The organism is Serratia sp. NFX21, assembly GCF_048517035.1.
In the GTDB taxonomy this organism is placed as follows: domain Bacteria; phylum Pseudomonadota; class Gammaproteobacteria; order Enterobacterales; family Enterobacteriaceae; genus Serratia; species Serratia quinivorans.
This window is the reverse complement of sequence record NZ_CP183196.1, coordinates 3,918,710-3,938,981: the sequence shown is the minus strand read 5'-3', so window position 1 is coordinate 3,938,981 and position 20,272 is coordinate 3,918,710. Positions and strand designations below refer to the sequence as shown.

Genomic DNA, 20,272 nt, shown 5'->3' with positions numbered 1-20,272 from the left:
TGCGAGATTCGTCGTTCCGGCAGTATTTCGTCAGGCCATTGTAAGGATTTCAAACAAAATGTAAACGCAAATGATAATTCGTATCATTTGTATGCTTATAAAAGGAAAGGAGAACTAACGTATGAATTGATGAATTGAGGGGAAAACCGGCGCAGCAGGGCGTGCGCCGGGCAGAATCAGCGTTTCTGGATGTAGGTAATTGCCAACGCCAGGGCCAGCACCAGGCCTTTGATAATGTCCATCGCGTAGTAGGGGACGGAGAGCATCACCAGGCCGTTTTGCAGTACGCCGAGGATCACCGCACCGACCAGCGTGCCGAGCGCGTTCGGTTTGCCGGAGCCGGCCAGCGAAAAACCAATGTAGGCGGCGGCGACCGCATCCATCAGATAACCGCCACCGGCATTGACCTGCGACGAACCAATACGTGACGCCAGCAGTATGCCGCCAAGCGAGGCCAGCAGGGCAGAAATGACATAGGCAGCAACCCTGTAACGTACGGTGCGAATGCCCGACAGGCGTGCCGCTTCCGGATTACCGCCGATGGCGTACATGCGGCGGCCATGCTTGGTCAGCGACAGAAACAGCTGCACCACAACGGTGACCGCCAGCATAATCAGCACGATCACCGGTACCTGGCCCAAAGACGAGAAAATCTCCGGGATCAGGCCTTCTGCCATGTCACCGTTCGGCAGCAGCATATTTTGGGTGATGGATCCGCCGTAGCTGTAGGTCATCGCCACGCCCTGGATCACAAACAGGCTGGCCAGGGTTGCCAGCATATCGGGAATTTTCAGCACCACGATCAGGAAAGCGTTGAACAGACCGACCAGCGTGCAAATCAGCAACGTCAGCACAATCGCGCCGGTAGTGCCGAAGCCGTACCAGACAAACAGCGAAACCACCAGGGCGTTGGCCAGTGACGCGGTAGAACCGACGGAAAGGTCAAATCCGCCGACCGACAGTGAGATGGAGACCCCGATGGCGATCACCGTGACGATGGCGATCGAGCGTAGGATATTGATGATGTTGTTGGGATCGAGAAAGTTGTCCGACGCCAGCCCGAACAGGGCTATCAGCGCGACAACGGTGAGTAACATCCCCCACTTGTAGAGAAACTCAAACAGCTGATGGCGCCAGGGTTGCGCATTCTGCAGGGATAATTCTTTACTCACGCTGGGGTTCCTCCGGTGGAATACAGTAATAGGGTTTCTTCATCAATCTCGGCGGCGTCAAGTTCCGCCACTACCCGGCCATCCCACAGCACGCAGATGCGATCGCATAAACCGACCAGCTCCGAAAACTCGCCGGAAGCATAGATAATGCCTTTGCCGTCGCGCGCCAGCCCGTCGATCAGGGTGAATAATTCCTGTTTTGCCTTGATATCCACGCCCTTGGTGGGTTCATCGAAAATCAGCACTTTGGCGTCGCCGCGTAACCATTTGCCAATGGCCACTTTTTGCTGGTTGCCGCCGGAAAGCCTGGCCAGCCGCTGCTGTGGACCGGAGGCGCGAATATTCAGGCGCTGCATGATATCCCGCGCCCAGCGCAGTTCCTGACGACGGCTGAACAGGCTCCAGCGTGAAAAACTGTCGTCGGCGCTGACGCTCAGATTCATCGGGATGGCTTCATCAATAAAAATGCCTTCTTTACGACGCTCTTCCGGCACCAGCGCCAGCCCTTGTTCAACGCTAAGGTGTGGCGCACGCGGGGCCCAGGGTTTACCCAGCAGTTCGCCTTGTTCAACCCGTGCCGGCGTGGCGCCAAACAGCGCCTTGCACAGTTCGGTTTTGCCTGCCCCGGCCAGTCCGGCAATACCGAGGATTTCCCCCTGATACAGCCGCAGGCTGACGTCGCGCAGCTTGTGACGATCGCTCAGACCCTCCACCTGCAGCAGCGGGCGGGAACCGTGCGGTGGCCGCGGCGGCGGGAAGATATCATTCAATTGATGACCGAGCATTTTCTCGACTATCTGCTCACCGCTCAGGCCCTGCATGGCGTCTTCGCTGACGTGGCGGCCATCACGTAGCACCGTCAGGCGGTCGCAGATCTCACTCAGTTCATGAATGCGGTGTGAAATAAACACCACGCCAATACCTTCGGACTTAAGGCGGCGCACCACGCGGAACAGCCGTTCGCTTTCGGCGCGATCGAGCGGGGCGGTAGGTTCATCGAGCACCAGGAAACGGCAGCGGTGGGACAACGCACGCGCCAGCAGCACCTGCTGTTTTTCCGCCAGCGTGCACTCTGTCAATCGCTGACGCAGGTTAATGGTTAGATCCAACTGGGCCAGTAACTGCGCCGCCTGGCGATACAGTTGCGCCCAGTTCAGCAAATGCCCCGGCTCATTTAGCCAGTCGAGCATGATATTTTCCGCCACCGACAGCGTAGGGATCAGCGCCACATCCACTTCCTGCTGCACCACATGGATCCCGTACTGACGAGCCTGCAGCGGCGAATGGATATCCACTTTTTGCCCGTCGATAAAGATCTCGCCACGGTAATGATTGTGCGCGCCGGAAAGTATCGCCATCAGCGTGGACTTACCCGCACCGTTAGCGCCGACCAGCGCATGGGTAGAGCCGCCCTGCAGGGTGAAGTCGACGTTTTGCAGTGCGTTGAAGCCGGCAAAGGCGATCGAGATATTGCGCATCTCGAGGCGTGAGGGCGTATGGGTTGGCATAGTGTGATTAAAAGACGTTTAGGTGTTTAGATGGCTAAAGTGAGTATTTTGTAACACAGATTTTGTTTTTCTCAACAAACTAAATGGCATAACCAGGATGAAAATAATCTTTCGCCGATGAGGGCGCCCGTTCAGAGGCGATGGCAAAACTGAACGGGATGCCGCGGAAAGGGAATAGCTTATAGCGCCATCCCCTGGTCCGGTTTATCAGAAGGTCGTCGGGGTATGGGCGCTGACGATGCGACAGACGCGCGCCGAGGTATTGCTGAAACTGTGGGGAATGCCGGTGTTGATGGCATAGCTCTGACCGGCGGTCAGGCAGTGAGTCTGACCGTTGATGGTCAGCATAATCTCGCCTTCCAGCAGGGTACCGATCTCCTCGCCCTGGTGCTTGATTTTCTCTCCGGTGGTGGTGCCGGGCTGGTAGGTTTCCAGCATCATTGCCAGATTGCGGGTTGGGTTGCCGTTGTGTACCAGCTTCATCGAGACACCCTGACTGCCGATTTCGATCAGGTCTTCGGCCTCGATCACCACTTTGGGTTCATTGGCGGCCTCTGGCTCGGCAAAGAATGCAGACAGCGACAGTCCATAGACCTTCAGCAACTTTTGCAGCGTACTGATGGCCGGACTGACCTTGTCCTGCTCGATGGTGCTGATTGCGCTGTGGGTTAACCCGGACAGTTCGGCGACCCGGCGCTGCGACAAACCCAATTGCAGACGGATCTGTGACAGGCGCTTACCCGGCGCCAAGCTGACTTCGCTCATAGAGGGACTTCCTTCTGGTAGGGACGACAGGCTGAAATGGATATCGGTGTCAGGTACCTGTTCGAGTGGCTTCGACACAACATGATATCGGTAGTTGCGACCAATTTGGAAAATATATTGCCCATCACCACCCCCGTTCTGGCGGAAGAAATTCTGCACACAAAAAAGCAGTTAACGCCTTTTCGGTCAATATTTTATCAATTTAGCAGTCGGTGGCGAATAATCAAACAGGATTGTAACATTTGCAAACCATTTGTGTTAAGGCTATGTTTCATATTATGGATGTTATTTTGAGCGCCAGTTCTGGCGCAGTCTACAGAGAAATCAGACCATGTGTTGAACCTATCGGCAGGTGAACGCGAACGCGTTCTCAGAGCATAATGGCGGGTGATGTATGCAAACCAATATCGCAGCAGTTGAAAATTTTGCACAGCATAATGAAGAGAGGCGAAGTAGCGCGTTCCAACGTGAGGTTGCTCATTATTTGGAACGCCACCCCTCAACGCAGTATATCGATATCCTTCTCACTGACCTGAATGGTTCCTTCCGCGGTAAACGCATCCCTGTCTCCGGACTAAAAAAATTGGAAAAAGGCTGTTACTTCCCCGCCTCGGTATTCGCTATGGATATTTTGGGCAATGTGGTGGAAGAGGCGGGCCTGGGCCAGGAACTGGGTGAACCGGACCGTGTATGCATGCCGGTGTCGGGTTCACTGACTCCCTCAGCGGCGGACCCGGATAATATCGGTCAGGTATTACTGACCATGCTGGATGAAGATGGCACTCCCTTTGACGTTGAACCCCGTAATGTCCTGAATCGAGTGTGGCAGGCGTTGCGCCAGCGCGGCATGTTCCCGGTGGTAGCGGTAGAGTTGGAGTTCTATCTCATTGACAGGCAGCGAGACTCTGAGGGGTATTTGCAGCCCCCCTGTGCGCCCGGTACCCAGGAGCGCAACATGCAGAGCCAGGTTTACTCGCTGGATAACCTGAATCATTTTGCCGAAGTGCTCAACGACATCGACACACTGGCGCAGATGCAGGGCTTACCGGCAGACGGTGCGGTGGCGGAGGCGTCCCCCGGCCAGTTCGAGGTGAATCTGCAGCATACCGATAACGTGTTGCTGGCCTGTGACCATGCACTGGGGTTAAAGCGACTGGTGCGGATGGTGGCGGAAAATCATCATTTGCACGCCACTTTTATGGCCAAACCCTATGAAGAATACGCCGGTAGTGGCATGCACGTGCATATCAGCATGCTGGACGGCAACGGCAACAACCTGTTCGCGCAAGCAGACGGCGAAGACTCACCCTTGCTGCACCGCGCGCTGGCCGGGATGATCACCCTAATGCCGGCCTCCATGGCGCTGCTGGCGCCCAATGTGAACGCTTTTCGCCGTTTCCAGCCGGGCATGTATGTGCCTACCCAGGCCTCTTGGGGGCACAACAATCGCACCGTTGCACTGCGCATCCCGTGCGGCGAACCGGAAAATCATCGGGTGGAATACCGCGTTGCGGGTGCCGATGCCAACCCTTATCTGGTGGTGGCGGCGATACTGTCAGGCATTCTTTACGGCCTGGACAACGAATTGCCCTTGCCTGAGCCGGTGACCGGCAACGGGCTGGAGCAGGAAGGGCTGCCGTTCCCGATCCGTCAAAGCGACGCCCTGTACGAGTTTGAGCACCAGCATGAACTGACACAGTATCTGGGCGAACGTTTTGCCCACGTTTACCACGCCTGCAAGCTGGACGAACTGATGCAGTTTGAGCGACTGGTGACGGAAACCGAGATTGACTGGATGTTGAAAAATGCCTGAAGCGGCGTAAAATGTGCGTCATTAACTTGATAGGCGATAGAACGATAGCGGATTAATTCACCTGTAAGGGTTGTTTTCCGAACGATCGCGAAAAGAATTTGTGTAACGGGCCTTCCTGATCTTGTCATCAGGAGGGTTTCTGGTGCAAAATATCCTTAATGCAGATAGCCGACGTTTTAACGCGTCGGTTATTTTTTTTGCATTTGTGTTTTACAAACTGTGCGTTTCATACACCAAGCGAGGCCGGACACCGATCCGGATAGATAAATAGTTTCGTGCGCGATCAAATAAAACTTTATGGTCGTGACTCATGAGGATAAGAAAGATGGGGCAATTTTTCACTTTAGCACCGGTGCCCGCCGGTTTCCGCTGCGGTCGCAGCGATTATGGAGCAGCCAAGGCCGCCTTGACTCGTTATCCAGCTTCCAATCCCCTTCTTTTTGAATTCAGTCGCAAGTTGCGAAGTTTCCCCGCAACCTTAAGTCTTGGCGTGTCTACGCTCCGCAAGACCGAAGGTAAGGGGGGGCTGCGTCATGTCCGATAACATCATCAATGCCGCTCCGGCTGAACGCGCACAGCTGCGTAAAACCCTGACTTTAGTTCCGGTAGTGATGATGGGGCTGGCTTACCTGCAGCCAATGACCATCTTCGATACCTTTGGCATCGTATCCGGCCTGACCGATGGTCACGTCGCCACTGCGTACGCCTTTGCTCTGCTGGCGGTCCTGTTTACCGCACTGAGCTACGGCAAACTGGTACGGAAATTCCCGTCCGCCGGTTCTGCCTATACCTATGCCCAGAAAGCCATCAGCCCGCACGTCGGCTTTATGGTGGGCTGGTCGTCGCTGCTGGACTACCTGTTCATGCCGATGATCAACATCCTGTTGGCCAAGATTTACCTGGAAGCCATTTTCCCGGGTGTGCCTTCGTGGATCTTCGTGGCGGCACTGGTCGCGCTGATGACGCTGTTCAACCTGCGCGGCATCAAGCTGGTGGCGAACCTGAACTCCATTATCGTGGTGGTGCAGGTGGCGATCATGATCGTGTTCCTGTTCCTGGTAGTGAACGGCATTTCACATGGTGAAGGTGCCGGTACGCTGATCAGCAGCCGTCCGTTCTGGTCTGAGGGTGCGCATGTGGTGCCGATGATTACCGGTGCGACCATTCTGTGCTTCTCGTTCCTCGGTTTTGACGGTATCAGTTCGCTGTCGGAAGAAACCAAAGACGCAGAGAACGTGATCCCAAAAGCCATTTTCCTGACGGCGTTGATCGGCGGTATCATCTTTATCGTGGTGTCCTACTTTGTGCAGTTGTACTTCCCGGACATTTCACGCTTTAAAGATCCCGATGCGTCCCAGCCGGAAATCATGCTCTACGTGGCCGGCAAGTTCTTCCAGTCGGTGATCCTGGTGTTCTCCTGCGTGACCGTGCTGGCTTCTGGCATGGCATCTCACGCCGGTGTTTCGCGCCTGATGTATGTGATGGGTCGTGATGGCGTATTCCCGGAGCGTTTCTTCGGTTATGTGCACCCGAAATGGCGTACCCCGGCACTGAACGTGCTGCTGGTCGGCGTGATTGCGTTGTCTGCAGTTTCGTTTGATCTGGTTACCGCAACGGCGCTGATTAACTTCGGTGCGCTGGTGGCGTTTACCTTTGTGAACCTGTCGGTGATCTCGCAGTTCTATATTCGCGACAAGCTGAACCGTACCGTTAAAGACACCTTTAACTACCTGATCCTGCCAATTATGGGTGCGCTGACCGTGGGGGCGCTGTGGCTGAATCTGGAAGCCAGCTCAATGACGCTGGGCCTGGTGTGGGCGGCAATTGGCCTGATTTATCTGGCCTTTGTCACGCGCAGCTTCCGCCTGCCGGTACCACAGGCTAGCGAAGACGTAGCCTAAGCTTTATTCGGTAAGTATTAAGAAGGGCGCCTTGGGGCGCCCTTTATTGTTTTTGTCAGCCGACCAGCTCTTTGCCGTATTCAAACAGCGCTTTCAACAGCGCGGTCTTCTCTTGATCGCCTTCATGCAGGTTATACAGCGACTCCAGTTGCAGGACATAGCTCTGCACCCGCTCGGCGCTTAAGGCTTCCTGACGATGCTGTAACCAGCGGCGTTGCTCGGTGTCATCGAGCGTATTGGGGTAGTTGCGGGCGCGGAAACGGAACAGCAGCTCTTTCAGACGGCCATCGTTGAAGGTCAAATCCAGCGCCGGCAGGTTCTGCGGCTTGGTTTGCTGGATAATTTTCATCGTTGCCTTGTCGGCATCGCTGAAGAAACCGTCGTACAGCCGCGCATCGACATCATCAGAACCCTTGAAAGGCTCGGCATCGGCGAACAGTGCGACCACTTTTTCGCGCACTTGCGGATGCTGGCGCAGCAGCAGCAGGTTTTGCAGGCAGGCCTGACGATCGATACCCAGTCGCTCGGCGTTTTCCGGCAACAGGGTTTTCGCCGGTGCCAGCACCGGACATTTATTGATATGTACCAGTTTGATCGGCACCGGCGATTGGCCGGGGGCCAGATCCTCACGGCGGGTATACAGCCGTTCACGCAGCTCGTCGGCGCTCAGCGTCAGCAATGGTGTCATATCACCGGCCAAATCGCACATGATCACCGCATTCTTGTTGTCCGGGTGCCAGGCCAGCGGCGATACCCAACTGGTGTTGCCACGTGCCGCGCCGAACATGCCGGAAACGTGTACCAACGGCGTCATTTCTGCGATGTCGATCAGCGCGTTCAGCTTATGTTTGTTGCGGTGCTGCAACAGGAAATCAAATAACCGTGGCTGCGCCTGCTTGACCAGTTTGGCCATGGCAATGGTGGCGTAAACGTCCGACATGGCGTCATGGGCATGTTCATGTTCGACGCCGTTGGCGCGGGTCAGGTGCTCCAGACGGAAGCTGGGGAAGCCATCTTCGTTCTCCGGCCAGACGATGCCGTCCGGGCGCAGTGCATAACAGGCACGCATAACGTCGAGCAGATCCCAGCGTGAGTTGCCATTCTGCCAACTGTAAGCATAGGGATCGTAGAAGTTGCGGTAGAAAATATTGCGACTGACTTCGTCATCAAAGCGGATATTGTTGTAACCCAGAATACAGGTGCCGGGCACGCTGAATGCCTGATGAATTTGCCGTGTAAACTCGGCTTCGTTAACGCCCTTGGCCAGTGCCAGTTGCGGAGTAATACCGGTGATCATCACCGCTTCGGGATCGGGCAGGTAGTCATCGGCCGGGGTGCAGTAGATGATCAGCGGCTCTTCGATAATATTGAAGTCCATATCGGTACGCACGCCGGCAAACTGCGCCGGGCGGTCCATCGATGGGCTTATGCCGAAGGTCTCGTAGTCGTGGATGTAGAATGTGGCCGGTGCCTTGCTGCTCAAAATCGCATCTCTCGCGTGCGTAGGGAATATGCCCCTATTGTAACGGCGAGATGAACGATGCCAAGCGGTCGTTAGTGTTAATCACCGAAATGCGCTGTATTACGCACCGCGATAGTAGTTCAGGCGTAAATGAAAGTAGGGGCGTAAATAATCGGGCACCTGTTGTTCGGCATTGCTGGCGTCATTGACGGTAATGCCATAGCGTTCGTTGTAAATGACGCTGAGGGCCAGTAAATCGACTTCAATTTTTTCACGTTCTGCTTGCGGTAAGCTATCCAGCTTTCGACCCATATTATTCTCCCTGTGATTCCTGGGGCATCATAGGATCGTTAGCCGCGCTTGTCCCTACCCCATTCTGGGGGGAGCCTCAAGATGTGGGCGACTGTGCCTGGAGGCCGTGGCCTGGAGCCGCTGCACCCTGAACATGTTGCGAGTATCTGACCGTAAATTCCTGCCGGTTTTGCAGATTAGCGTGCTCGAAGGCCCTGTGGGCCGAGAAAACGCTGCCGATCACCGCCAGCCAGAAAACGCTGCACAGGACCAGGATGCCCAACCAGACTTTTTGGTTATAGCTCATAAATACTCCGGATGAGAAAAGGTAATAGAATTTGCCAGGAAATTAAATCAGAGTTTCTCTCAATGGAATGTCAACGGCCACATTATTATGGTTTGTTTTTTGGTTAATGTGTTACCAAATACCTTCGTGATGTTTCAGAACATTCCTTAAGATAATATTAAGAAAAGATAAGTAGATGCCACTGAGTTTTATTTAGTATTCGTTTAATTGTTTCCACATACAATCAGCATCATTCAATACCAATGTGGATACGTATTATGAAAACTCTGCTGTTAACCGGTGCTACCGGCTTTCTCGGTGGTGCAGTTCTCGAGAAACTAATTAAAGAAAATCAGTCTATTAACTATCTTCTGTTAGTGCGGGCTGAAAATGCACAGCAGGGACTGGAACGTATTCGACTGAATATGGAAAAGTTTAATATTGATGCTGATTTATTTTCAAAGATCACGATAGAAAATATATTGTTGGGCGATTTAGGTGAGCCTGCTGAGTTTTTGGCAGACACACGAATTAACAATGTAACGCACGTTATTAATTGTGCCGCAGTAGCCTCGTTTGGCAACAACCCTCTTATTTGGAAGGTGAACGTCGAAGGTACGCTGGCCTTTGCCGAGAGAATGGCGCAGGTGTCTGGATTAAAACGTTTCCTGCACGTGGGTACCGCAATGTCCTGTGCGCCGGAACCGGGTTCTCTGGTGGCAGAGAGCGGTGAATTTGAAGAAACCGCCGAGCATTTGGTGGAATACACCCGCTCCAAATCGACCATCGAGCAGCTAATGCGCCAACGCTGTCCGCAGCTGCCGCTGGTGATTGCCCGTCCTTCGATCGTGGTGGGGCATACTCGCCTGGGTTGTCAGCCTTCCAGCAGTATTTTTTGGGTGTTCAGCATGGCGCTGATGCTGCGCAAGTTTATGTGTTCACTGCAGGACAAGATCGACGTGATCCCGGTCGATTACTGTGCCGATGCGCTGGTGATGCTGTTGAACAGCGAAACGCTGGATAATGATGTTTATCATATCTCGGCCGGTGAAGAGAGCAGCGTCAGCTTTGCGGATATCGACCGGGCCATTGCCGCCGCGCTGGAAAAACCGCCGCTTGGCGATCATTACGCGCAGGTCAGCTACGAAGCGTTGCTGAAGATGCGTAAGCAACTGAAGGATATTTTCGGGCCTTGTAACGAACGACTGATGCTGAAGGCGATGCGCCTGTACGGATCTTTCGCCATGCTTAACGTGCGTTTCAGTAACGATAAAATTCTTAAGCTGGGCATGCCGAAACCACCGCGTTTTACCGACTACATTGACTGTTGCGTACAGTCGACCCGCGGTTTGTCTATCCAGCAGCAAATGGTGGTAGATTTCAAATAACAGCACGGCGCCGATTGGCGGCGCCTGACTGTATCCGCCTCATTACCAGGACGAAGACGACCAGAAAACGCGGCCCAGCACCACCAGTTGGTCTTTGCGCTGCGGGTAACTCAGGTGTTCGTCCTGGTACTCTTCCCGGTTCAGGGAGCGAATAGTGACACCGCCGTCGGGCTGTTCGATCAACACTTTTACCCGCAGCAGATTGCCATGACGAATAGCGTAGGTTTTGCCTTCGCGAATACGTGTGTCATCGGTATTAATCCCTACCACATCACCGTCTTGCAGGCGCGGTTCCATACTGGAGCCGGAAATGCGGATGATGCGTGCGGCATTCACCGCCACCCCCATCTTGTGCAGATAGTAGCGACGGAAGATCAGCGAGAATTCTTCGCGATCGACGATTTCATAACAGCCATCGCCGGCCGAGAAATTAATATCCAGCAGGGGAATTTCCACAAACTCTTCCTTGTCCTGTTCGGTGTCTTCCCATACCACCGGCTTGAGGCGGGCGGGTTGAAAATCCGACTCTGCCGCTACGTTATCAAACGGCCGCACCAGCTGTTTTTCATGGAAAACGTCAAACCAGCCCTTGGGCAGGTTCAGTTTGGCCTCGATCCGCCTGGCGAGGTTATCACCCAGGTTGCGGGAAGACTTTTCACCGCTGATTTGGCTCAGCGTCGGCGAAGAGGACTCTACCAGCAGCGCAAACTCGTTCTGGTTGACACCCTGTCGGGCGTAGCTGGCCATCAGCTCGCGCAAATTATTGCGTCTTATTTCTTTGGTTTCCATCGTCGGATGATCGCACTCTTTAGCAAAAAGGTAAATATTGCTTTCACTAAATATTTCTTGCTTTAACTTTAGCAATTAGCTAAACATGAACGGGTGGACATGGTCCGCAAAGACATTGTAGGGTCGCTGTACGTTGCGGCCGTTTGAGCGGAACGGATCCTGCAATGCTGTGGCACGCGAGTTTAACCAACAAGGAATCTATTATGTTCAGTATGGATTACAACAGCTACCGTTCGGTAGCCAGCTTTGGCCACCGGGTGCGTTTTCTGGTGCTGCATTACACGGCGCAAAACTTTGCCGATTCGGTGCAGTCACTGACCGGTAAGTCGGTCAGCGCCCATTATCTGGTGCCGGATCCTGAAGATCAAAGCTATCAGGCCGCCGGTTTCAACGGCGTGCGCATTTTCAACCTGGTCGATGAAGTGGAGCGCGCCTGGCATGCCGGGGCCAGTCAGTGGGGCAATCGCAATAATCTTAACGATACGTCCATTGGCATTGAGATCGTCAATCTGGCCAGCGGCGATGGCGAAGATATTACCTTCCCGCCGTTTAACCCGCAGCAGATTGCCGCGGTCAGCCAACTGGCGCAGAACATTCTGCAACGCTATCCGGACATCACGCCGGTCAACGTGGTGGCGCATTCCGATATTGCTCCGGGCCGCAAAAGTGATCCTGGCCCGCAGTTTCCATGGCACCAGCTGTATCTGGCAGGTATAGGCGCCTGGTATGACGAAGCAGTAAAGCATCGTCACCAGCATGAATATCAGTGCCAGGGCCTGCCGGCACAGCCTGATTTGCTGGCGCTGTTCGCTAAATACGGTTACGACACCTCAGCAGCGACCAATGCCGAAGGTTATCGCCAACTGGTGCGGGCCTTTCAGCTGCACTTCCGTCAAAGAAAGTATGACGGAGTGATGGATGTGGAAACCGCCGCCATTTTGCGTGCGCTGGTGGATAAATATGCCGCTTAACGTCTGACTGCGGATAGGGGACGCCTTATCCGCCTTTTTCTGCCTGCCTTCCTCCGCTAAACTGATGTTCTTTCTCGCCATCGATAACGGGATGCATTGTGCGCCTCGACAGAAAAATATCGTCGTTTGAACGTCTGACTTACCGCCATTACCGCATTGTGCATGGTGTGCGCATTGGGCTGGCGTTTATACTGACCTTCCTGCTAATCCGCCTGCTTGAAGTGCCGGAAGGCACCTGGCCGTTGATTACGCTGGTGGTGGTGATGGGGCCGATTTCCTTTTGGGGCAACGTGTTGCAAAGGGCGCTGCAGCGTATTGCCGGCACGGTGTTTGGTGCCGCCTCCGGTCTGATTGCCCTGTATCTTGAGCTCTACTCGCTACCGCTAATGCTGGCGTGGTGTGGCGTAGTGATGTTTTTCTGCGGCTACCTGACGCTGGGCAAACGGCCTTATATGGCATTGCTGGTGGGCATTACGCTGGCGGTGGTTTGTGGCGCGGGTGCCGGTGATATGCACACCGCGCTGTGGCGCAGCGGCGACGTGATTTTTGGCTCATTACTGGCGCTGTTGTTCACCAGCATTTACCCGCAGCGGGCCTACATTCTGTGGCGCATGCAGATGGCCGATTGCCTGCAAAGCGCGGGCAAAATCTACGGCGCTTACCTGTCCCCGAATATGATCGAAAGACCACGGCTGGAGCCGCAGCTGAAAGACTTGCTGAATCAGGTGGTCAAATTGCGCGGGCTGATTGTGCCCAGCAGCAAAGAAACCCATATCCCCAAAGCGGTATTCGAAGCGGTGCAGACGCTGAGCCGCAATCTGGTCTGTACGCTGGAGCTGTTGGCCGACGCCTACTGGGCCTCGCGCGAAACCCATTTTATTATGCTGAATGCCAAAACCCTGCGCAGTGCGCAACTGTTGACGCTACGCTCATTGGAAGCGCTGGCGGAAACCATGCGTAACGGCCCGCAGGCTCAGCAGGCGATGGCGGCAGGGGAACTGAGCGAAATCGCTGCGGAGCTGAAAACCCTGATGCAGGAGGCCAGCGTCAGCCAGCATGGTGAAGCGCCGATCTACGGCTACGTATGGCTGAGCATGGAACTGACGCAGCAGTTGGAAGAACTAGGTGACTTGCTCAAGGTGTGTACCGCCGGCGAGCGTGAATAGGGGGCCAGATCATGAAGCAGGCGCTTCGGGTTTTTGTCGTGGCGGTAAAGTGGGTAAGATAGGGCGATGAGTGTTGTGTCTGAGCGCCACAAACCTGTATCTTGGTCTCATTGTGGCCGTAAGCCAATGAATCTGTGTATTACTAAAGCAAGGGTATGAAGATGGAAAATGCAAATAAGCCGAGTTTCCAGGACGTTCTGGAGTTTGTGCGTATGTTCCGACGTAAAAATAAGCTGCAACGCGAAATTATCGACAACGAGAAGAAAGTCCGCGACAACCAAAAGCGCGTGCTGCTGCTCGATAACCTGAGTGAGTACATCAAACCGGGCATGAGCATTGAAGATGTTCAGGGCATCATTGCCAACATGCGCAGCGACTATGAAGATCGCGTTGATGACTACATCATCAAAAATGCCGATCTGTCTAAAGAACGTCGCGAACTGTCCAAAAAGCTGAAGGCTATGGGCGAAGTGAAGTAACCGTTTTTATCGGGCCAGGCGCTCGCCTGGCCCTTTTAATCTGCCCCTCAGTTACTACCCTTTACCGTACATATCAAAATCAAAGTATTTATCGTTCACCTTCTTATAGGTGCCGTTGGCGATAATGGCTTTCAGCGCCGCGTTGAAGGCATCAAGTAATGCGCGGTCCTCTTTACGCACGCCAATGCCATCGCCAATCCCAAAATATTTGCTGTCGCTCAGTTCCGCGCCGGTAAAGGCAAAATCCTTGCCGCCGGGCGTTTTGAAAAATTCGCTGGCGCTGACGCTGGCCAGCAGCGAAGCGTCCAACCGGCCGTTGGCCAGATCCTCATTCACTTCCTGTTGGCTCTGATAGGCAATCACGTTGACGCCGGCCTGGCGCCACATTGCGTTTGCGTAAGCTTCCTGGCTGGAGCCTTGTTGCACGCCAATCGATTTGCCTTTCAGTGAAGCCGCCGTGGGCTGCAGGTCGCTACCCTTGCGGGCCACCAGGCGTGCCGGGGCGTTAGACACCTTGTTCGAGAAGGAGATCTGCTTTTCGCGCTGCGGCGTAATGGTCATTGACGAGGCGATGGCGTCAAACTTTTTTGCCTGCAACCCCGGGATCATCCCGTCCCAACTGCTTTCGACCCACACGCACCTGGCCTGCATCTCATTGCAAAGCGCCTGAGCGATATCCACACCGAACCCGGTCAGGGTTCCTTGCGCAGTTTTGTATTCCAGCGGCGGGAAGGTGGGGTCTATGCCCAGCTTAATCACCTTGCCGCTGAATTCCCCGCCAAGGGCGGCGAAACTGAATGCCAGTGGCAGCAATAAAACCAGGCTACTTTTTGTTTTCATTTGGTTTTCCTCAGCGTAGTGGTGTTCAAAAAGGGATTAAGCCAGGAAGCGTTCCGCCAGCTTGACCCAGTAAGTGGCGCCAATCGGCAAACACTCGTCATTAAAATCGTAACCGGCGTTATGCAGCGAGTTATCGGGCGTGCTTTCCCCGTTGCCAATTGAGATATAACTGCCGGGGCATTTTTCCAGCATAAAAGCGAAGTCCTCACTGGCGGTAATCGGGCGCAGATTGGCGATAACCCGGCTTTCACCGGCCCATTCCAACGCGACCGAACGCGCCAGTTCGGTTTCCGCCGCGTGGTTCACCAGCACCGGATAACCCTGTTGATAATCAATCTCTGCCCGGGCGCCAAAACTGACGGCCTGCGCTTCCACCAGTGCCGTAATGCGGTCTTCCAACCGTTGACGGACATCGGCATTCAGCGCACGCACGCTTAGCGTCATGGTGGCGGTCGAGGGAATGACATTGCTGGCATGACCGGCCTGGATCGCGCCCACGGTCACAATCGCCGTTTCCTGTGGATCGATATTTCTGGAGACGATGGTCTGCAGGCTCATCACGATGGCGGCACAGACCACCACCGGATCGACGGTGTGTTGTGGCACCGCGCCGTGCCCGCCGTGCCCATGCAGGGTGATGTTGACGGTATCGGCCGAACACATGAAAGGGCCGCTGGCAAAGCCCAGTTGGCCGACCGGGAAGCCGGGCACGTTGTGCATGGCGAACACCGCGTCACAGGGAAAACGCTCGAACAACCCGTCTTCCATCATTACCCGGGCGCCGCCGCCGCCTTCTTCCGCCGGCTGAAATATTAGCTGCAATGTACCGGTAAAGTCAGAGTGGTGCGCCAGATAACGCGCCGCCGCCAGCAGCATGGTGGTGTGGCCATCATGACCGCAGGCGTGCATCACGCCGCTGTGAGTGCTGGCATAGGGCAGTCCGCTGGTTTCTTCAATCGGCAATGCATCCATATCGGCCCGCAGGCCAAGAGATTTCCCCTCGCCGCGCTGCAGGGTAGCGACAACTCCGGTTTGTCCTATATGACGCGTGACCTGATAACCCCATTCGGTCAGCAGTTTTGCAACCAAATCGCCGGTGGCAAACTCATTGAACCCCAGTTCAGGATGCGCATGAATATGGTGGCGAATGGCGACCATTTCGTGTTGAACGGCAGCTATTTCAGGTAAAACAAGCGAATTTCTCATCGCGATATCCAAAGTGAATTTTCGGTTCCCGGCGCGATCGATAACCGGGAACAAGGTACTTCGGAGACTAACAAACAACCTTTTGCCCGGGGAGCCGCCGTTCGGTTATGCTGACAACTTATGATTGTCAGGGGGCGTGATGAAACTACATCAGTTACAGGCCTTGGTCGCCAGTGCCGACGGTGGCAGCATCCGCGCCGCCGCACGCCAACTGGGGCTTTCACAGGCGGCGGTCACGCGGGCCTTACGCGAGCTGGAGCAGCAGCAGGAACTGCCATTGCTGATCCGCACGCCGGCCGGACTGGGTTTTACACCTTACGGAAAAACGCTGCTGGCACATGCCCGGTTAGTGTTGAACCAACTGGAACAGGCCAACAATGAAATGGCGGGCCTGCGCGGGTTGGCGCAAGAGCAGGTGAAGGTGGCGATCACGCCCTGGCTGATGTTGACGGTGTTACCGGCGGCGGTGGTGGCCTTTCGCAAAAAAATGCCGAGAGTAAAACTGGAGCTGTTTGAAAGCCTGATGGCCAACGCCCAATCCCAACTGCGAGAGGGCACGATGGATTTCGCCATCACGCCGCTTCCGGCTTCGATGGCACCGCAGGAGTTTCATTGCGAGCCATTGTTGGACTATGAAACGGCGGTGATGGTGCGCCACGGCCATCCATTGGGCCAAAGCACCTCAGTCCACCAGTTGTTGGAGCAGGACTGGGTGCTGAACTATACGCCAGAAAATTATGACGATTTAATCCACCAACTGTTCAGCCGACACGGCGCTCAGCTTGATCCGAACCGCATTATTCATGCGCATTCCCTCGGCATGCTGCAAGCAATGGTGGAGTCGGCAGACATGTGCACCTGGTGCCCGGCACCGTTGCTCGGGCTACCGCAGTTTGCCGGACGCCTGCAACCGCTGGCGCTACAGGAAGGCTGTGACCTGGCGCGGTTGAATATCGTCACCCGGCGTAACAGCATACTCAGCACCGCCGCCCATGCCCTGATCGATAACCTTATCCGCACCCTGCGCCAGCACGCCCGCTCCGCTCGGCTCGAGGACCGACTGATTTATGATCGGGTGAAGTTGTTGGTTTAGGGGAGGGGGCGTTCGGAGTTGTTGGGATAGTTTTGGTTATTGTGGGGACGTCCTGGCCGTCGGCTTTGTGCCAGAAGCGGACGTTGCTAAAACCAGTCTGTACTTACCAATGGGGGCTGATGCGTTTGAGATCTCTGAGTCGATTGAAGTCTAAGATTGTCAGGGCTGCGACAACTGCCCTGTGCCAGTGAAGAGGATAAGAGATCGTTAACGTTTAACAACTGTGATTGCCAAAGGTGGAGGAGAATCTGAAGTTTTGTTGCGCATGAACTAAAGCGTCCTATCGACAATACTTAGAATAGCTATTTTGGATGTTCTTTAACCACTTGCTGTACGTTTAAGATTACGTATTACTCACTCAGGAAAAAACATACAGCAACGATAATTTAACTATGCTACATAGGTCATTCATCTTAGTGATAACTTGTTTTGTGCCCACACCTTGATCTCTACCGTAACCGCATTAAAGGGACTGTAATGAAAAACACGGAGGCTCAATCCCAGCTGTCAAAACACGTACAACCTGAAAAAAATGATGAGCAAAACAGGAAAAAATCTGCAGCGGGAGGGAGTGCTGCGGAGCGCGGGTTGGACTACCAAGCTCGGGTTGCGGCTATTGCTCTTACGCATATCCTTTTAGAACAAAAAGTCAGCTGGATAGATGATGTTTTCAATGGTGTTCCTGTTTTGGTTGATGCTGAAACGGGGGGGCCCGGTGACGACATTTCATTAGCAACGAATACGGGTAAATTCGGCATTATGCACCAGTAGCACAATAATTTCCCGCCCTATTCCTGTATAATACTTCAATATTAACAGATAGTTGGAGGGATTTATGAGTCATGTAGTCTCTGGGATACTGAGTAAGCGTAGTGAGTTGGTAGGTATTATTGAATTAAAGCAGAAAGAGATCAAGTTATTAGAAGAACAGGTATCTGCGTTGGATGTAACGTTAAAGATTTTCGACAATGACATTGATTTACGGAAGTTAGGAGGTAAGCGGGTATATAAAGGTAATAAATTATTTGCACATGGGGAGTTAAGTAAGCTGGTATTAGATACTGTACGAGTTAAGAATATGGATTATAATGAATTATTAGAAGAGATAGTACTAATAAAATCTATATCTGCTGATGAAGTAAAGGTACTGAACAAGGTACTAAAAGTTGCGTTAGCATCTTTAGTGAAAGGTAGTAAATTGGAGAAAGTGGATGGGAAGTACTGTATTGTTAGTATCTAAATAGTAATGCCCCACCACCGGGGGGCATATAGTTAAAACTTATCGAATGGAGTAGCAAGTGACTGGTAATCACTTAACTCACAATCCATTTGATAAAGCATCTGGTTATATATTATTTCGAGTTCGTTATACTTTAATGAGTACTGAATAGCTTCATTAAAGTTATTACTGCTTATAATTAACTCTTTTATTTTATTGAGTTCTTTATCAATTTCTATTACTGTCAATAGAGTTTGATCAAACTCTAATTTATCATATGTCATATAACATCCTTATTACATAATTACAGATAGGGTTCAATAATTAGCTGTCACTAAAATTTGGCCCTATCGCACCTGAGCCATCCGTGGCCCAATAAAATAATACATTCTGACATGGGTGGCGTCAATGAGTATATTATAAAGCATTGTTTTAATTAATGATTAAATTTATAATGATAGTTAAACTTTTTTATAACTTTGTTTTTCAAATACTACTAATGTAATAAATTAAAACTCTTTAGTACTAAATTAGTATCCACACCAATGTTTGTCAGTTTTAGTATTAAGGCATTTAGAAAGAATATCTTTAACAACAATACCGTTAGGAGTAGTTCTCATATCTTCACGGTAAGCAATTTCGTTAGCGTATTCATTTAAATACTTGTTAGAAATTTTATGTACTTGTCCGATTTGCATTCTTCTAAATCTTGAGAAGTAACTTTCGGCGTAGTTATTAGTAGTACCATCATCTGAACGGTACTCTTTTGAATGGTTAACACGTTTTACGTTGTAGTGGCCGTGTAAGATATTATAGGCACTATTTTCATCTGCACATATGGTAGCTGAAGGATCTACATTTTCTTTTACTAATTTTAGTATTTCAGATTCTGATTCAGACTTAATAACAAAAGTACGAGTTTGTTGAGTTTTTTGTCTAATTACGAGGATACAGCATTTATCTTTGGGTTGGTTGATTAGTAAGCGTCTATCAATACGATCTTCTTTTTTGTTTTTAGGACGTAAAGTAGTATGCATGTATGCACCGTCAATATGTACTTCACCTTGCAGTAGTGAAGTATTTTTTTTAGCACTAAGAGATTCTCTAAGCTTGTGAGCGAGTACAAAAGCGGTTCGGTACTGTACACCTAAATCTCTGGATAGTTGTAGTGCTGAGATACCTTTAACGGCGTTTACGAAGAGTACAATAGCGACGAGGTATACTTTGAGTGGTAGTTTATGGTTTGCGAAGATAGTACCGGACGTTACTGAGAAGGTGTAGTCGCAGTGTTTGCATCTCCACTGTTTACGGGAAGTGATATTAAAAGGCTTGTGAACGACACCACAGCGAGGGCATGGGATTTCTTGGTTATCGCCCCAGCGTAGCGATCTGAACAGGTTAAAAGCATCACTGTCGCTCAATGCCATAACTTGCATCAGTGACAATGTTTTAGCTTTCGAGGATAACAAGAAGTGCTGAGACATATGATCTTCCTTGTGCTGTATGGTTGAACAACCTTCACTATGAAGTTAAGATAACACACAAATTAGTGTGCATCAACAGCAAGACACACTAAAATATGTGTTTATTACACTTATTGGTGAAGCTATGGATTATGAAGAGTTCAAACGACAACTCGGAAAGGCCGGATTGTCAGGGAGAGAGTTTGCTGACCTGTTGCAACTGAATCGCAATAGTATTTCAAACTTAGCAGGGAAAGAAAAAGTACCCGATCATTTAGCGATTATTGCATCATTGATGGGAGAAATGGCAGAAAATAAGATTGACTTTAGATCTGTGATCGAACGTATAGATCTAAAGAAAAATGAACCAAGAGGTAAAAACTTTAACAGCAACTAATTTAGTACTGTTATTTTGACTAAGTATATGTTATCAAATTGCTTACTTTGACAATAAGGTAAG

At 52.1% G+C, this 20,272-nt stretch carries 21 protein-coding genes; 10 read left to right on the top strand and 11 right to left on the bottom strand.

Features of this window, described 5'->3' with window-relative positions; genetic code table 11:
• Positions 1–176 precede the first annotated feature (176 nt).
• From ACNT1W_RS18490 to puuR, 3 genes are all read right to left on the bottom strand, one after another.
• Positions 177–1,172 carry an ABC transporter permease gene (locus tag ACNT1W_RS18490; RefSeq protein ID WP_012145935.1) on the bottom strand — a complete coding sequence of 332 codons (996 nt, stop codon included), beginning with the start codon at positions 1,170–1,172 and terminating at the stop codon, positions 177–179.
• A complete protein-coding gene (locus ACNT1W_RS18485; protein WP_261097898.1) occupies positions 1,169–2,680 on the bottom strand; it encodes a sugar ABC transporter ATP-binding protein in 1,512 nt (503 codons plus the stop codon). The genes ACNT1W_RS18490 and ACNT1W_RS18485 overlap by 4 nt, the downstream gene beginning before the upstream one ends.
• A gap of 207 nt (positions 2,681–2,887) precedes the next feature.
• Entirely contained in the window at positions 2,888–3,445 is a 558-nt protein-coding gene (gene puuR, locus ACNT1W_RS18480) for an HTH-type transcriptional regulator PuuR (protein ID WP_012145933.1), read from the bottom strand.
• Positions 3,446–3,839: 394 nt separating this feature from the next.
• Here puuR and ACNT1W_RS18475 point away from each other — a divergent pair, with 394 nt between their 5' ends.
• On the top strand, positions 3,840–5,258 hold the full coding sequence (locus tag ACNT1W_RS18475) for a glutamine synthetase family protein (RefSeq protein ID WP_259190832.1): 1,419 nt from the start codon (positions 3,840–3,842) through the stop codon (positions 5,256–5,258).
• 533 nt (positions 5,259–5,791) lie between these two features.
• The gene (locus tag ACNT1W_RS18470) at positions 5,792–7,159 is read left to right on the top strand and encodes an APC family permease (protein WP_012145931.1); all 1,368 of its coding nucleotides are present in this window, start codon (positions 5,792–5,794) and stop codon (positions 7,157–7,159) included.
• Positions 7,160–7,214: 55 nt separating this feature from the next.
• Here ACNT1W_RS18470 and sbcB read toward each other — a convergent pair whose 3' ends face one another.
• From sbcB to ACNT1W_RS18455, 3 genes are all read right to left on the bottom strand, one after another.
• Positions 7,215–8,642 carry an exodeoxyribonuclease I gene (gene sbcB, locus ACNT1W_RS18465; protein WP_419245992.1) on the bottom strand — a complete coding sequence of 476 codons (1,428 nt, stop codon included), beginning with the start codon at positions 8,640–8,642 and terminating at the stop codon, positions 7,215–7,217.
• Positions 8,643–8,741: 99 nt separating this feature from the next.
• A complete protein-coding gene (locus ACNT1W_RS18460) occupies positions 8,742–8,933 on the bottom strand; it encodes a DNA polymerase III subunit theta (RefSeq protein ID WP_012145929.1) in 192 nt (63 codons plus the stop codon).
• A 76-nt stretch (positions 8,934–9,009) separates the two neighbouring features.
• On the bottom strand, positions 9,010–9,219 hold the full coding sequence (locus ACNT1W_RS18455) for a hypothetical protein (RefSeq protein WP_017893428.1): 210 nt from the start codon (positions 9,217–9,219) through the stop codon (positions 9,010–9,012).
• Between the two features lie 257 nt (positions 9,220–9,476).
• On the opposite strand from ACNT1W_RS18455, the gene ACNT1W_RS18450 reads away from it, so the two are divergent.
• Entirely contained in the window at positions 9,477–10,586 is a 1,110-nt protein-coding gene (locus tag ACNT1W_RS18450) for an SDR family oxidoreductase (protein ID WP_419245991.1), read from the top strand.
• Between the two features lie 42 nt (positions 10,587–10,628).
• Here ACNT1W_RS18450 and ACNT1W_RS18445 read toward each other — a convergent pair whose 3' ends face one another.
• Positions 10,629–11,375 (bottom strand): S24 family peptidase, encoded by a 747-nt coding sequence (locus tag ACNT1W_RS18445; protein WP_012145927.1) that lies wholly within the window; start codon positions 11,373–11,375, stop codon positions 10,629–10,631.
• Between the two features lie 203 nt (positions 11,376–11,578).
• Here ACNT1W_RS18445 and ACNT1W_RS18440 point away from each other — a divergent pair, with 203 nt between their 5' ends.
• From ACNT1W_RS18440 to tmaR, 3 genes are all read left to right on the top strand, one after another.
• Positions 11,579–12,346 carry an N-acetylmuramoyl-L-alanine amidase gene (locus ACNT1W_RS18440; RefSeq protein WP_115184948.1) on the top strand — a complete coding sequence of 256 codons (768 nt, stop codon included), beginning with the start codon at positions 11,579–11,581 and terminating at the stop codon, positions 12,344–12,346.
• Between the two features lie 98 nt (positions 12,347–12,444).
• A complete protein-coding gene (locus ACNT1W_RS18435; RefSeq protein ID WP_012145925.1) occupies positions 12,445–13,512 on the top strand; it encodes an FUSC family protein in 1,068 nt (355 codons plus the stop codon).
• A 161-nt stretch (positions 13,513–13,673) separates the two neighbouring features.
• Positions 13,674–13,991: a PTS system regulator TmaR gene (tmaR, locus tag ACNT1W_RS18430; RefSeq protein ID WP_012145924.1), complete on the top strand. Its 318-nt coding sequence runs from the start codon at positions 13,674–13,676 to the stop codon at positions 13,989–13,991.
• A gap of 54 nt (positions 13,992–14,045) precedes the next feature.
• Here the strand turns inward: tmaR and ACNT1W_RS18425 are convergent, their stop codons facing one another.
• Complete coding sequence (locus ACNT1W_RS18425; protein WP_017893424.1) at positions 14,046–14,831, bottom strand: ABC transporter substrate-binding protein; 786 nt, start codon at positions 14,829–14,831, stop codon at positions 14,046–14,048.
• 36 nt (positions 14,832–14,867) lie between these two features.
• Positions 14,868–16,037 carry a M20 aminoacylase family protein gene (locus ACNT1W_RS18420; RefSeq protein WP_419245990.1) on the bottom strand — a complete coding sequence of 390 codons (1,170 nt, stop codon included), beginning with the start codon at positions 16,035–16,037 and terminating at the stop codon, positions 14,868–14,870.
• Positions 16,038–16,176: 139 nt separating this feature from the next.
• Between ACNT1W_RS18420 and ACNT1W_RS18415 the strand changes: the two genes are divergently transcribed.
• The 3 genes from ACNT1W_RS18415 (at position 16,177) to ACNT1W_RS18405 (ending at position 18,370) form a co-directional block, all read left to right on the top strand.
• The gene (locus tag ACNT1W_RS18415; RefSeq protein ID WP_411226946.1) at positions 16,177–17,130 is read left to right on the top strand and encodes a LysR family transcriptional regulator; all 954 of its coding nucleotides are present in this window, start codon (positions 16,177–16,179) and stop codon (positions 17,128–17,130) included.
• Positions 17,131–17,607: 477 nt separating this feature from the next.
• Positions 17,608–17,901 (top strand): hypothetical protein, encoded by a 294-nt coding sequence (locus ACNT1W_RS18410; protein ID WP_419245989.1) that lies wholly within the window; start codon positions 17,608–17,610, stop codon positions 17,899–17,901.
• 64 nt (positions 17,902–17,965) lie between these two features.
• Entirely contained in the window at positions 17,966–18,370 is a 405-nt protein-coding gene (locus ACNT1W_RS18405) for a hypothetical protein (RefSeq protein WP_419245988.1), read from the top strand.
• A gap of 32 nt (positions 18,371–18,402) precedes the next feature.
• On the opposite strand, the gene ACNT1W_RS18400 is transcribed toward ACNT1W_RS18405, so the two are convergent.
• Together ACNT1W_RS18400 and ACNT1W_RS18395 are read right to left on the bottom strand one after the other, a co-directional pair.
• On the bottom strand, positions 18,403–18,633 hold the full coding sequence (locus ACNT1W_RS18400; RefSeq protein ID WP_419245987.1) for a hypothetical protein: 231 nt from the start codon (positions 18,631–18,633) through the stop codon (positions 18,403–18,405).
• A 246-nt stretch (positions 18,634–18,879) separates the two neighbouring features.
• Positions 18,880–19,833, bottom strand: a complete 954-nt coding sequence (locus tag ACNT1W_RS18395; protein ID WP_419245986.1) for an IS1595 family transposase — start codon at positions 19,831–19,833, stop codon at positions 18,880–18,882.
• Positions 19,834–19,900: 67 nt separating this feature from the next.
• Here ACNT1W_RS18395 and ACNT1W_RS18390 point away from each other — a divergent pair, with 67 nt between their 5' ends.
• Entirely contained in the window at positions 19,901–20,209 is a 309-nt protein-coding gene (locus tag ACNT1W_RS18390; protein WP_419245985.1) for a hypothetical protein, read from the top strand.
• Positions 20,210–20,272 lie beyond the last annotated feature (63 nt).

What these genes read in the sequence shown, in the direction of transcription:
- ACNT1W_RS18485 (WP_261097898.1), bottom strand. Translation starts at nt 2,680, where the DNA reads ATGCCAACCCATACGCCCTCACGCCTCGAGATGCGCAATATCTCGATC.
- puuR (WP_012145933.1), bottom strand. Translation starts at nt 3,445, where the DNA reads ATGAGCGAAGTCAGCTTGGCGCCGGGTAAGCGCCTGTCACAGATCCGT.
- ACNT1W_RS18475 (WP_259190832.1), top strand. Translation starts at nt 3,840, where the DNA reads ATGCAAACCAATATCGCAGCAGTTGAAAATTTTGCACAGCATAATGAA.
- ACNT1W_RS18470 (WP_012145931.1), top strand. Translation starts at nt 5,792, where the DNA reads ATGTCCGATAACATCATCAATGCCGCTCCGGCTGAACGCGCACAGCTG.
- ACNT1W_RS18460 (WP_012145929.1), bottom strand. Translation starts at nt 8,933, where the DNA reads ATGGGTCGAAAGCTGGATAGCTTACCGCAAGCAGAACGTGAAAAAATT.
- ACNT1W_RS18455 (WP_017893428.1), bottom strand. Translation starts at nt 9,219, where the DNA reads ATGAGCTATAACCAAAAAGTCTGGTTGGGCATCCTGGTCCTGTGCAGC.
- ACNT1W_RS18450 (WP_419245991.1), top strand. Translation starts at nt 9,477, where the DNA reads ATGAAAACTCTGCTGTTAACCGGTGCTACCGGCTTTCTCGGTGGTGCA.
- ACNT1W_RS18445 (WP_012145927.1), bottom strand. Translation starts at nt 11,375, where the DNA reads ATGGAAACCAAAGAAATAAGACGCAATAATTTGCGCGAGCTGATGGCC.
- ACNT1W_RS18440 (WP_115184948.1), top strand. Translation starts at nt 11,579, where the DNA reads ATGTTCAGTATGGATTACAACAGCTACCGTTCGGTAGCCAGCTTTGGC.
- tmaR (WP_012145924.1), top strand. Translation starts at nt 13,674, where the DNA reads ATGGAAAATGCAAATAAGCCGAGTTTCCAGGACGTTCTGGAGTTTGTG.
- ACNT1W_RS18425 (WP_017893424.1), bottom strand. Translation starts at nt 14,831, where the DNA reads ATGAAAACAAAAAGTAGCCTGGTTTTATTGCTGCCACTGGCATTCAGT.
- ACNT1W_RS18420 (WP_419245990.1), bottom strand. Translation starts at nt 16,037, where the DNA reads ATGAGAAATTCGCTTGTTTTACCTGAAATAGCTGCCGTTCAACACGAA.
- ACNT1W_RS18415 (WP_411226946.1), top strand. Translation starts at nt 16,177, where the DNA reads ATGAAACTACATCAGTTACAGGCCTTGGTCGCCAGTGCCGACGGTGGC.
- ACNT1W_RS18410 (WP_419245989.1), top strand. Translation starts at nt 17,608, where the DNA reads ATGAAAAACACGGAGGCTCAATCCCAGCTGTCAAAACACGTACAACCT.
- ACNT1W_RS18405 (WP_419245988.1), top strand. Translation starts at nt 17,966, where the DNA reads ATGAGTCATGTAGTCTCTGGGATACTGAGTAAGCGTAGTGAGTTGGTA.
- ACNT1W_RS18400 (WP_419245987.1), bottom strand. Translation starts at nt 18,633, where the DNA reads ATGACATATGATAAATTAGAGTTTGATCAAACTCTATTGACAGTAATA.
- ACNT1W_RS18395 (WP_419245986.1), bottom strand. Translation starts at nt 19,833, where the DNA reads ATGTCTCAGCACTTCTTGTTATCCTCGAAAGCTAAAACATTGTCACTG.